General features: G+C 56.3%; 10 protein-coding genes. 2 read left to right on the top strand and 8 right to left on the bottom strand.

What is annotated here, in order from left to right:
* Positions 1–252 precede the first annotated feature (252 nt).
* The 8 genes from ACY692_RS12450 to ACY692_RS12485 all read right to left on the bottom strand — a co-directional run bounded on the left by ACY692_RS12450 (position 253) and on the right by ACY692_RS12485 (position 8,669).
* Positions 253–537, bottom strand: coding sequence for a hypothetical protein (locus tag ACY692_RS12450; protein WP_462325696.1), 285 nt, complete (start codon positions 535–537; stop codon positions 253–255).
* Positions 538–716: 179 nt separating this feature from the next.
* Positions 717–1,400, bottom strand: coding sequence for a molecular chaperone TorD family protein (locus tag ACY692_RS12455; RefSeq protein ID WP_462325697.1), 684 nt, complete (start codon positions 1,398–1,400; stop codon positions 717–719).
* 110 nt (positions 1,401–1,510) lie between these two features.
* Positions 1,511–1,999, bottom strand: a complete 489-nt coding sequence (locus ACY692_RS12460; protein WP_462325698.1) for a hypothetical protein — start codon at positions 1,997–1,999, stop codon at positions 1,511–1,513.
* On the bottom strand, positions 1,996–2,238 hold the full coding sequence (locus ACY692_RS12465) for a hypothetical protein (protein WP_462325699.1): 243 nt from the start codon (positions 2,236–2,238) through the stop codon (positions 1,996–1,998). Before ACY692_RS12465 ends, ACY692_RS12460 begins: the two co-directional genes overlap by 4 nt.
* Before the next feature lie 8 nt (positions 2,239–2,246).
* Entirely contained in the window at positions 2,247–3,212 is a 966-nt protein-coding gene (locus ACY692_RS12470) for a 4Fe-4S dicluster domain-containing protein (protein ID WP_462325700.1), read from the bottom strand.
* Positions 3,212–6,268 (bottom strand): molybdopterin-dependent oxidoreductase, encoded by a 3,057-nt coding sequence (locus tag ACY692_RS12475; RefSeq protein WP_462325701.1) that lies wholly within the window; start codon positions 6,266–6,268, stop codon positions 3,212–3,214. Before ACY692_RS12475 ends, ACY692_RS12470 begins: the two co-directional genes overlap by 1 nt.
* 393 nt (positions 6,269–6,661) lie before the next feature.
* Positions 6,662–8,062 carry a multiheme c-type cytochrome gene (locus ACY692_RS12480; protein WP_462325702.1) on the bottom strand — a complete coding sequence of 467 codons (1,401 nt, stop codon included), beginning with the start codon at positions 8,060–8,062 and terminating at the stop codon, positions 6,662–6,664.
* Between the two features lie 61 nt (positions 8,063–8,123).
* The gene (locus tag ACY692_RS12485) at positions 8,124–8,669 is read right to left on the bottom strand and encodes a cytochrome c3 family protein (RefSeq protein ID WP_462325703.1); all 546 of its coding nucleotides are present in this window, start codon (positions 8,667–8,669) and stop codon (positions 8,124–8,126) included.
* A 420-nt stretch (positions 8,670–9,089) separates the two neighbouring features.
* Here ACY692_RS12485 and ACY692_RS12490 point away from each other — a divergent pair, with 420 nt between their 5' ends.
* Positions 9,090–11,363: a response regulator gene (locus ACY692_RS12490; protein WP_462325704.1), complete on the top strand. Its 2,274-nt coding sequence runs from the start codon at positions 9,090–9,092 to the stop codon at positions 11,361–11,363.
* Positions 11,360–12,775 (top strand): sigma-54-dependent transcriptional regulator, encoded by a 1,416-nt coding sequence (locus ACY692_RS12495; RefSeq protein ID WP_462325705.1) that lies wholly within the window; start codon positions 11,360–11,362, stop codon positions 12,773–12,775. The genes ACY692_RS12490 and ACY692_RS12495 overlap by 4 nt, the downstream gene beginning before the upstream one ends.
* The last annotated feature ends 78 nt before the right edge of the window (positions 12,776–12,853 follow it).

Consider the following 12,853-nt stretch of genomic DNA (forward strand, 5'->3'; position numbering starts at 1 on the left):
TCTTTTTCTCGTGAAGTTTTGGCTTTCGGGATCATTACACAATTTTCCAGGATCATAGCTCCAAAGTACTGTATGACACAAGAGGAAAGTTCGGATGATCGGGAAGGTACGGCGTTAAACACAACGAACAGACGTTACATGCTGTCAGGGATTTTTGCATGCTGTGGGTCGCAGAACGCCAAAAGGCCGACTTTGATAGTCGGCCTTTTGGCGTTGGTCGGGCTGTGTCCGGAAATTCACCGGGGGCAGACGTTACCCCAACATGTTGACGTACTCCTGCAACCCCAGTTCCATGCTCCTGCCCTGGAGGGCATATGCTGCCAGAGGTGGCGCGTAGCTCAGAAAATTGTATCTGACCAGGTCTCCCAGTTCCTTTCTGAGTTCGGGCTCTGTCCAGGTATGGCAGGTCACGAGTTCATTGAGGTCACGCAGCTTGAATGACGGTTTGGTCGGAATGATCGAGGCAATCGTTTTCCAGAGCTTCTGCTGGCGGGTATCCAATCCGACCCGATCCTCGAAGACGTTTGCCTGGGTCATGAGGCACGTTTGCATAAGTGCATAGATTGCCTGTCCCGGATTCCGGATTTCCTTCACCCTTCCCGTTGTGTGGGCACCGCAAAAACGCACAAAGCCCCGGTTCCGGCCGGGGCTTTGTGCGTTCGATTCGCAGAACATGGAGGTTATACGTGTACTGCAAAATTTTATATAACAATCCATCAGGCAGAAGGCATGTTTTTCCCCTCCCCTTCCGCCACCAGGACGCAGAGCAGATCAGCCGCTATTCCCCAGAAGGGATACGTACATTTTTCATGCACATCCCGGGCAAACAGGGGGGCGTAGGCTGCAAGGTGGTTCTCAAGCCACGCATAATCCTTGCGTACCCTTGTCAGGGTCTCCTCATCGCCGGCTTCAGTGGCGGCGTGTTCCGTGATACATAAAAAATGCATGAACTCCAGCTCCACGCTGAGATGATCCGACAACTCAGTGCCCGGCTCAAGTCCCCAGCTCCTGTAGGTGCATTGCAGATCCGACAGAAATTCCGTGCGCGGTCCGGGGTAGGTATCGGCACCGGCCAGATAGAGGCCGGTATACGCCGGACACGGAGGCTGGGGTTTACCGAGGTCAAAGGTGTTCGTATAGGCCGCCTGTATGGTCTCCAGGGGCTGGGCCCAGAAGGATGCCACGACTTCCTCGGCCGGGCCGCCAAAGAGCCGGTTCATCCCTCCACCTAATTCCGCCGTGTTTTGTCCCATGGTCCGGTCCAGGGCCTGGCCGAGTTCCTGCCACGCCCCTTTCCCGATAATGGCCGCAAATTCCTCCTTGGGGTACCCGAAGGCAAAGGCGAGCATCCTGAAGGCCGTAGCCCGCACAAGGGTGCTATTGTCTGTGTCGATATTCATGAAAAAGCCTCCGTAAGGGGCTGAATAATCCAAGATTGAAATTCTTTCTGTTATCGCAAATAAATGCGGCGCCCGAGATCCTATCTCCGAGCACCGCATTTGATGATGCCTCAGTTGATGGGAATCCCCAGAATATGATCCAATCCCTCCAGATTGGTCTCACCCAGGGCCAGGTATCCGCCGACACTGCCGGCAAGGATCAGAAACAAGGTTCCGGCCACACAGAGGAGCAGAAAATAGGTGGACAGCGGCCTGTTTTTCCAGAGGGCTGGGCCGTGCTTCCAGCGTATATAGTACATCATGAGCAAGGTCTCGAACACGACAACGGCAAAGATGCACTTGATGCGTACCAGGGGGGACAAAAACAGGGCCCGGGTATCGGGGAAATCCCAGAACGGGGTCACAATGGCCACGCAGATCCCCACGATTCCCGCAAAGAGAAGGATATAGAGAGCGCTGTCCATCTGACGGAACAGGTCCTCGCATGTCTCCCTGTTGCGGAGCACGTACAGCACAACGGTCAGGGCGAATAGAATAAGGACCGCGCCCATGCCGATGTGGATGGCCATATTGTGGTAGGCGGTATTGAGTCTGTTCATTTTCCATCCTCCTGTGTTCCGGTAAGAACCCGGTATATCACGTAGAGCACGGCTCCAAGAAGGATCGATCCACCCAGGAAACTCCCGGTCCAGAACCGCAACCCCGCTTCTGTCGTAACCAAGGACGGCGGTCCGGAGAAAATGAGCACACCGAGTACCTTGGACACGAAAATCAGAAGAAAGGGGATAAAAACAATGAGGGATGGCCAGGTCATCCAGAAATTGGGTTTTTTTTGCATATCACACCTCACATGTCCCATGTGGGATATCCGGTTAATATATCCATAAGGGGAGAGGAATGCCCTTTGCGTACGCTGTCTCTCTCCCTGAGAAGAATCGCCATGGCCTTGTGCACATCCGGTCCGAAGAGTTCCACCAGATACTTTTCAGGAATCCGGGTGGTGTCTCCGGCCGGCTTTTCCGTACCGTTCTCTGCAGCGGACAGGGCCGGGGGGATATAATAGATGTTGGGTTTGGTTCCATATTCCGGGTGCAGGGGGAGCGCCACCTTGTGCTCGACCACCAGCTGATGCACCTTGCTTGTTTTGTCGTAAAGATCCCCGGAAAAAATCGCCTTGGCCGTGCATACCGACGCACAGATCGGGGCCTTTCCCTCTTCCAGACGTGGAAAACAAAAATGACATTTTTCCGCGCTGTTCAGGACCTTGTTCCAGAAAATCCTCTTGTAGGGACAGGCCAGGATGCAGGCCTTGTGTCCCTTGCACAGGTCCTGGTTGATGATCACGATCCCGTCGTCGCGTTTGTAGATGGCCTTGTTGGGACAGGCCTTCACGCAGGCGGGGTCGGTGCAGTGCATGCATGCAAGATGCATGTGAAAAAACCAGGTATTGTCCGGATTTGTTCCCTCGCCCACATCCCCGTACCAGTTGGGACCAAAAGAGAGTTTCTCGTCCGGGAGTATCCTGACTTCATCCGTGCCGTCACCCGTCTGCAGGTTTGCGAACTCCAGATTGACCACGTCACCATAATCGCTTGCAAGGGGCATGCATCCCTTTGCGGTCGTCTCTTCCCAGTTTTTGGGAAATCCCGGGCCCGGGCGGGTCTCAACCATGGCCCACCACATGTGGTCGGCCCCGTCACGGTTGGTCCACCACATCTTGCATGCTGTGCTGCACTCCTGGCAGCCCAGGCATTTGTTCAGATCGACCACCTTGGCCCATTGCCGTTTTGTTTGCTGTATATCACCGGCCACTAGATCCTCCTTACTTCAACAGTGGTATCACATTCGTTCCCGCAAACCCCCCAGAGATTCCATGCAAAATGGAGATGATAATCCGGGGCTCCGTCCTCTTCGGGATATCTGCATGCCGTGGTGGGATTCGGTCGGACCGGGGTCACCTTGTTGAAATAGCCTTGCAGATACTGGAATTTTTCCCAGGCATGATCGATGCGCAGCTCGTAGCGACCGATCCCGGGAAGGACCATGGCCTTGCACACGAATTTACCGTAATCATTATACACTTCCACGGTATCCCCGTCACCGATTTTGCGTTCACGGGCATCGATAGTATTGATCATGACCACGGGTTCACCGCGCTGGAGCTGGAGCAGCATCTCCACCTCGGAAAAGGTACTGTGCGTCTTGTACCGCCCGTGGGGGGTGTTGAGCTTGAGCACCCCGGGCTTGCCGTCGATCATGTCGGCCTCGGGGACCTTCCATACGGGCAGGGTCTCACCCAGGGTGATGTAGGTGGAATGATCGATGTAGAACTGCTGACGCCCGGTCAGGGTCTTGCCCGTCTTTGCCGGCAGCATGCAGGGATATTTGCTGATGACCAGTTCCGACTTGTATTTTCCGCCCCCCGGCCAGGGCAGCTTGCGCTTTACATTCTCCCGGAAGGGATTGTGGGGACGCTGGGGCTGCAGCGCGGGAAAGGGGATGGGTCCCTTTTTGGCAAGCTCGATGAGCCCGGCCGCATAGGCTTCCTTGTCTCCCGTTCGGGCCATTTCCTTGATAAGCCTGTACAGATCGGGCCCAAAGGCATCCCGGTTCTGTTCATATTTTTTCATGTCCGGGTAAAGGATCGGACTATTGCGTACAATGAAGTGGGCCACCTTTTCGGGGCTGTCCATGGCACCGTCACCCTGGCCCTTGTAATGGGGATTTTCCCGTCCCTCTTTATCCACAAAGAGGTCATAGAGCGTGGTATAATCCCGCACCGTATTCTGGGTGGTATCCTTCCAGGTACCGTCCCATATCCCTTGCGCCTTCATCTTCCGGGCCTTGTCCTGGATACGCAGGGCAATGAGCCGCATGATGGTGAAGTCGTGCTTGGACTCGAACGCCGGGCTGACCGCTGCCTGCTGGAGCTGGAAATAGGGATGCATGGGCGTGGAAGTCACATCCAGCTTTTCATACCAGGAGGCTGCCGGCAGAACCACATCCGAGTAGAGGGCCGTGCTGCACATCCTGAAATCCAGGGTGGTCACGAATTCGAGTTTTTTATCGTCCTTGAACCAGTCGAGAACCTTGTACCCGCCCTTGGCGTTGTTCAGGAAATTACCCCGCCAGATGAGCATGGCCCGGGGCTTTCCCGGGGATTTGGGGTACACGGGCATGACCTTGTCACGCAGGGATTTGATAATCAGAAACTGACGGTATCCCATGACGTTTTCAGGATCGGCGCTCACAGGACTGCCGTCCGGAAGCTCGGTGAGGGACCCGGCCTCGATATTTTTGATCATGGTCGGCCAATCCTGTTTGAGCCGCCACAATTCCTTGTCGTAGTGGGCCCAGACAAACAATGTCCCGTTGGTGCATTTGGCCTTGCCCAGGGGAACGTACTTGCCCATTCCCTTGAGCCAGACCTTGTACTGCCCGGTATACTGTTGGAATCCGCCCCCGTTGACGCCGACGTTTCCGGTGATGGCCATGAGCAGGATCATGACCCGGTTGTTTAGGTCGTTGTGGTACCAGTGGTTGATGCCACCGCCCTCGATGATGTTTACGGGATGAGTGGTGCCGATATCATGGGCAAGATCGGCTATAACCTTTTTGTCCACATGGGTAACCTCGGACACCTTGTCTAGGGTGTATTCGTTGTCCAGCATGCGGTTTAGTCTGAGCCAGGCGGTTTCCACCTCCACCTCTTCTCCTGACGCCAGACGAACGCTTCCGGAGAAATCGAGATCGGGCCGGATGCCTACAGCCTCCCAGTCCAGGGTGTCCCGGTCATCGCCCATGGTTCCCGGGGCCACAGCCGGTGCGCCCTGTCTTTTATCCCAGACATAGAGACGGTATGCGCTCCCGCCCTCCTGCATCTCTTTCTGGCGCAAAAAGGTCTGCGTGTCCTTGCGGATCAGAAATGGGAGATCGGTATAGGTTTCTATGTACGGGACATCATGGTTTCCATGGGCAATGATCTCCCGTATGACGGCCAGGGCAAGGGCCCCGTCGGTTCCGCGCAGGGGACAGATGGCGGTGTCGGCGATCTTTCCCGTTGCATTGTAATCGGTCAGGATGGAGACGACCTTGCAGCCACGGTATTTAGCCTCGGTCACGAAGTGGGCTGCGGCCATGCGCGATTCGGCCACATTGGCACCCCAGAGGAGCAACAGCTTGGAATTGACCCAGTCCCATTCCTCGCATTCCTCGGTCTGGGCCCCCCAGGTCTCGGGTTCACCTGCGGGCAGGTCGCAATACCAATCATAAAACGATAGGGGCCCGGTCGCTCCCATGATGCGTCCCAAGCGATACCCGCATCCGGCGGAGATGTAGTTGTAGGAAGGGATGGGCGAAAAGATCGCCAGGGCCTCGGGGCCGTCCTCCCTGATGATCTCAAGCCATTTGTCGGCGATGAGATCGATGGCCTCGTCCCAGGAGGCGCGTTTGAATTGCCCCGATCCCCTGGGCCCGGTCCGGATGAGCGGGGTCTTTACCCGGGTGGGGCCATAGATGTACTGTGGGTAGGTCCCGCCGCGCACACACCCCCGGGGAGAATAAGCGTTCTTTGCCACGGGATCGTACATGCCATAGTCCGCGGCCGGTTCGGTCCTAACCAGGGTATCTCCTTTTACATAGGCATCCCAACCGCAGGCCTGGGTACAATTACCGGCACAGGTCGAACGGACTACCTTGTCGTAATTGACCATCCCCCGGTAAAAATTTGCAGCCCTGGCATCGGCCGTTGCCCTCAGCTGTTCGGAGAGAAAGGCATCTTTTCCCAGCAACGATGTCAAACCGGAACCCGCCAGAGCGACAACTCCCGTGATACCAAATTTTAGAAAACTTCGTCGATCAATAGCCACTATGTCCTCCTCGCATGTCTTGAAGATCGTTCATCCCATGATCCTCCGGATGCAGGCCGCGCATCAAAACCGGGAATGACCGCAGTCGGCAAATTTCATGAACATACCTCATTAAAGAGACGGACCGTCTCCCGTTATTTGAAAAATAAAGCATATCATATGCCAAAAATAATCTCTTTTTTTTCGACGGGTTATTTGTTATGTATCCATAGACACAGATAATCTTTTGGCCACCTGTCTGCATATGCGGACAGGTGTCATCGATACACGACAGGAGCCATCCATGCCGATGGAAAAACGCAAAAAACCCCGGCCAGGGCCGGGGTTTTTTGCGTTGCGATTGTGTACGGCAGAGAAACCTTTTTCGATGCGTAGGTTCGTTTTTTTGTCGATCTAGAGAGGTCCTGTACTGGCCACGGAACTCAACTTTTCAATAGAGTTGGTGTCCACGCGGTAGTTGTAGATATTCTTCATGTCCTTGAAAACCTGGAAGATCTGGAAGAAGCCGTGCCAGTGGGCATAATCGGGACCATTCATGGCCGAACCCTGGCGGGCCCTTCGGCCGGTGTGGTGCCAGAGGTAGTACATGAGTTCCTGGTACCCGTCATCCCACGGATCTTTCTTGAGCAACCCCTTCTCTGCCAGCTGCTTTTTCATGGCAACGGCCTTGTCCCAATAGAGGTTGTAGAGGGCCACGGAATCATCGAGCATATCGCGCTGAATATTCGTATGCAGGGTGCTGTGACAGCTTGTGCAGACCTTGCGCATGAGCTTGTCACCCTTTTCACCGTCACCACGTTCGCCACTGCGGATGACGGACTTCTTGTGCATCAGGTCCCATTTCAGACGTTCGTTGATGTTATGTGTACTCTCCAGCTCACCGATGCCGCTCATATGACAGACGGCGCAAGTGGGCGTCTTGTAATCGCCCGGTTCCCAGGTATCGGGGGCGGATTCCCATTCCCAATCTTCACCCTGGGCATTGTAGATCTGACCGTGTTTGCTCTCTTCATAGATCTCGATATCCGGATGGTCCGGACCCAGATGACAGGAGGCGCAGGCTTCGGGCTTTCTGGCCTCGGCCACGGAAAACTGGTGTCTGGTGTGGCAGACGGTGCATGTCCCTATGGAACCGTCGGGATACCGTGTACCCACACCCGCAGGCCAAGTATTCTTGATGGGCTTGTTATCGGTACCCAACTCCACCTTGCTTCCGTGACACATCTGGCAACCAGATGCCCGTGCAGCATAGTTCATACCGGTGTCCGGTTCGACACCCAGTTCACCTGCTCCCTCATAATAGTACATGAGCTTGAGCATAGCCTTGCTCTCGATGGTCGGCACCCCTGCCAACCTGGCGTGTCCGCTCTTTAAAAAACTATCCACTTCCCGTGGATGACAGCGAGAACAGGTTTTCGAAGAGACCATTGGAGAGGTGTAGACCTTCGTCCCTCTTACTCCTTCACACTGACTGGCCATGGGTGAATCCTTTTCCACCACGTGACAATCATAGCATGAAACCGTGGCATGCGCCATTTTGCCGTTCTTCCAGTTTTCAACGATACCGGGTGTCTTCTTTGCATGACACTCGATACAATTTTTGGCGTCCTCGGAGTAGCCGCGATGGACCACGAGATCCTTGCGTCCGAGATTGGGGTTGACCAACTTTGCAGCCGCTGCACTACTTTGCGCCGAAACTTGGGGAACCTGCAGTACCAGGACACTCAGCCCCAGAACGAGCCCCAGGGCCATGACCCCGGCCCGGCCTGCACATTTTTTCAATCCGTTCATCATTCGTTCTCCTGCTTTTGGCAGTCAAAAATCCATGGTTCCTTCGAGACAGGCTGACGTTCGCCTAGTTCTCGACCTGACGTGCGACCTTCAAAAAATACTCATTCGCCTCGGAGAGCATGTTCTTGTGCCCCACATGCTCGTGACAATCCACGCAATGCTTGTCTGTGCTCCCATTGAGATACTGACCATGGGCCATGATGCCGCTGGTCCTCATCCCCCTGGGCTGCAGATTCAGATGGCACTGCCTGCATGCATTGTCATACGTGAATTCGCGCCGGAATTTGGCCCGACCCGCCCAATCGTGCGTGGTCGTGTCGATGGTCAGATTCATGTACACATCACGCGATCCTGTCACGCCTTTGGCAACCACATATTCCACAAAGTTGCCGTGGGGCAGATGGCAATCCACGCATTGTGCGGCCACGCCCTGGGGGTTGTTGCCCCCGTGGACCGAATTCCTCCATGCCGTTCTGAAAGGCTTCATGGCATGGCAGGTGACGCAGAACTGGTCCGTGTTGGTGGCCTCCACCATAAAGCCGGAGGCCAGTACGCAGACCAGGGTCAGAATGACCCCTCCGAGAACCCCGAGTCCCAAGGTCTTTTTCATACCACCGGTATGCTTCCTCGATACGGGACTCTTCATCCGTTCCTTCCTTGGGTTTGAATGTTTGCCGACCGGAACCGGGCCCGGTCGGAAGCCTCCTCTGCCGAGGGGGTGTTGACCCCCCAGGACGTATGTCAAACATTGTGCCAAGAAAAAAATCAATTATTTCGGGGAAGGGGGTAGATGGGCGTGAAGGGAAAGTCAGAGATAAAGGACAGGGCATGTCTGGTGGAGATGACAGTAGGGGCGGGCAGTGGTGGGGCAATAGGACATACACGGACCAGTACGGAGGAACACGGGCGACGGAGATTACGGAGGAGGGGTCCACCCGTAGGGGCACGGCACGGCGCGCCGTGCCCTGATTGTGATCATTGAGCATGTGATTGCATTGACCCCCTGATTCGATCCCGCTAGGCAGCGGGGATGTCGGACAAATCATTTGCTGCACCCAGGATCTTTTCGGCCCAGACCCTTGTTTTGGGGGTGTTGTGGTCTGTGTTCATGGCGGCCCTGATTTTTTGGACCGCCTGGCAGGAGAAACAGCATACCATGCTCATGGCCAGGGCTCAGGCCAGGAGTTATTTCGACGAGGTCGTGTATACCCGGGCATGGAATTCGGCCCATGGCGGGGTCTATGTGTTTGAAGGACCGGGCTGTTGTCCCAATCCCTACCTCACGGTTCCTGATGCCCAGATCCGTACGGCTGACGGGCGCTCCCTGGTGAAGATCAATCCGGCCTACATGACCAGACAACTCTCGGATATTGCCCAGGATCGGGGAGGTGTCCGCTTTCGCATGGCCAGTCTGAATCCCCTGCGACCCGGCAACAAGGCCGACGGATGGGAAACCCGGGCCATCGATCATTTCGAAACCGGACGTGCCAAAGACAGCTTCGCACTGGCCACGATCCAAGGACATCCAGTATTCCGGTATATCGCCCCTCTCGAGGCTGAAGAACAATGTCTCCAATGTCATCGGGGGAAGGGGATCCTCCCGGGAACCATCCTGGGCGGCATTTCCGTGTCCTTTGACGCCGCACCGTTTCTGGACGCCTTTTCCAGAAGCGTGGGCACCATCCACGTGGTCTTCTTTCTCATCTGGATCGCCGGGCTCCTGGGCATCCTCACCTCCACCTGGATCATCAGCAAGAAGAACGCTGAGCTCGCCCTGGCCAACAATGCCAAGGCCCTGTTCATGGCCAACATGTGCCACGACATGCGCACACCTCTCGTGGGCATCATGGGCGTGGCCGAACGGCTGCTCAGACGCGGGCCCGCACCGGACGAAAAACGGCTGACCGAACTCGTGGGATCGTCGGCATCCTCTCTGCTGGAAATTGTCAACGACATCACGGACTATTCGCGCCTGGAGCAGATGTCCGTGGCCCTGCGCGCAGAGACATTCGATCTGCATGAGCTTGTCGACCAGGCCCTGGAGATCTTCCGGTTCGAGAGCGAACGAAAGCATGTGGCCTTCGGTTTATTTATGGAAGACAATGTTCCCGCATGGGTCAGAGGCGACGGATTCCGTTTCAAACAAATCCTGACCAATATCGTGGGCAATGCGGTCAAATTCACGGATGCGGGAGCAATCCGGGTGACCATGCGTGCCCGAGACGATGCAACCCGGGGAGAAGGATGCATCATGCTGGAAACCGTGGTCACGGACACGGGGCAGGGAATCGCCCCTGGTCAGGAGGAGGCGATCTTTGGGAGTTTTTTTCAGGGAGACAGTTCCCTGGCCAAGAAACACGTGGGATCGGGCCTTGGGCTGGCCATCTGCCGTAAGCTGGTGGGCATGATGGGCGGGACCATCTCTGCAACGAACACCGAACAGGGCGGAGCCTGTTTCAGGTTCACCGTGGCATTGGAGGTTGCCGAACAACCCGAGTCCGGCACACGAAAGACAACCACGGCCAATCCGGGCCGAAACGCCATGACACCTCCCCAGGTCTCCATCCTCGTTGCCGAGGACAATCCCCTGAATCAGATCTACGTCCGGGAACTTCTGGAAGACGCCGGGCACACGGTCCGGGTGGTGGAAACAGGGATTCTGGCTCTTGAAGCCTTGCAAAAGACATCTTCCGACATGGTATTCATGGACGTGCAGATGCCCGAACTCGACGGTCTCGAGACAACCCGGAGAATCAGAACCGGCACAATCGAAAACGTGCCTGCGGATATCCCCATCATCGGCCTGACAGCCCTGACCCTGGATCAGGACATGAATACCTGCATGAAGGCCGGGATGGACGGCTGCCTGAGCAAACCCGTGAGCGAAACAGCATTGCTGGACACCGTCTCGTCCATCATGGCCGACAGATCTGTCGGCCATGACGAAACCAGCAAACCGGACGAACCGCCCCTCGTGAACCGGGAATCTGCCCTCGAACGTCTTGGCGGCCGTGAGAACCTCTACGCAAAAATGGCGACCACATTCCTTGTAACCGCTCCACAGACCATGGATGAACTGGAATCCGCCTGTGCCCAAAAAAATACTCCCGAAATCCTGCGTCTGGCCCATTCCCTGAAAAACTCGGCTGGGAGTCTCGGCCTGGACGTATTGCAACAATCCGCTCTGGAATTGGAACAGGCTGCCAGAAACGACGACACGCATATGTATGGCCGCCAGATAGCCCTTGTTCGACAAGTTTTCACCCAAACCATCCGAATTCTCGGCCAGGAACCACACTCATGAACGCCATCCTGCTCATTGACGACGAACCTGTGATCCATGACCTCGTGGCCGCAATCGCCCATGAGATGGGCCTGACCTTCAGAGGTGCCGCCACCCTGTCCCAGGGGCTCGAGCTTGCCCAAACATGTTCTTTCGACGCCGTGCTTCTGGATGTGCTCCTTCCCGACGGCAACGGCCTGGAGGAACTCGCACGTCTCAAGGCCTGCCCGGGAAACCCCGAAGTCGTCGTCATCACCGGATATGGAGACTCCGAAGGAGCCCGCCGTGCCCTGGGTGGGGGCAGCTGGCAGTATCTCCAAAAACCCCTCGAGTATGAAAACATCCGTACCACCCTGGAACAGATCCTCGCCCTGCGCAAACATGCCCCGCAGAACAAGGAACACCGGGATATTCGACGGGAGGGGATCGTCGGCCAAAGCCCGGAGATCGAACGTTGCCTGACAACACTTGCCCATGCCGCCAAAGGGCACGTCAATGTCCTTATCTCCGGAGAAACCGGGACCGGCAAGGAACTCTTTGCCAGAGCTGTCCACGCCAACAGCAAACGCGCTCAGGGTCCCTTCGTGGTCCTGGACTGTGCATCCCTGACCCCCAATCTCATTGCCAGCCATCTGTTCGGCCATGTGCGCGGGGCCTTTACCGGAGCCGATCAGGCCCGGGACGGCCTCATCGGCCAGGCCCATCAGGGCACTCTGTTTCTGGACGAGGTGGGCGAATTACCCATGGAAATCCAGGCCACCTTCCTGCGAACCCTGGAAACAGGGATGTACCGGCCGGTAGGAGGAAAAACCGAAAAACACAGTTCCTTCCGGCTGGTGGCAGCCACCAACCGAAACCTGGAAGCCCTTGCCCGGGAAGAACGGTTCCGCAGCGATCTGCTCTACAGGCTGCGCACCGTAGGCATTCACCTGCCTGCCCTACGGGAAAGGAACAAGGACATCGCGGTCTTGTGCGATCATTATCTATCCCGGCTCTGCCGGACCTTTGACATCGATCCCAAACGCATGTCCCAGGATTTCAGGGACACCATGATCCGGTACGAGTGGCCGGGCAATGTCCGCGAGCTGGTCCACGCCCTGGAACGGGCCATTGCCGAAGCAGGCTCCGGGCCGGAATTGTATGCCTGCCATCTTCCCCTGCATATCCGCACGGCCGTGACCGTTCAGACCATGTGTCCGGGCGATGACGGATACAACCAGCCTGACGGCGCGGCATTGCAATCCCTCACTTTTCCTCCCATTGATCAGCCCCTGCCCGGTCTGCGCGAATTCCGGGAGCAGGCCGACATTGTGTATGTCCGGGAACTGCTCAAGCGGACCAACAGGGTCATGACCAGGGCTGCCAAACAGGCCGGGGTTTCCAGAGGATATCTGTATGAGCTGGTCAAGAAGCTGGGGATCGCGGAAGGATGACACACAGCCTGCACAACCCGTCTGGTAGAAGTGGGGACAGGCAAATTATACTAGCCACCCCGGCACCTCCATGCTAAG

The organism is Desulfoplanes sp., assembly GCF_054921335.1.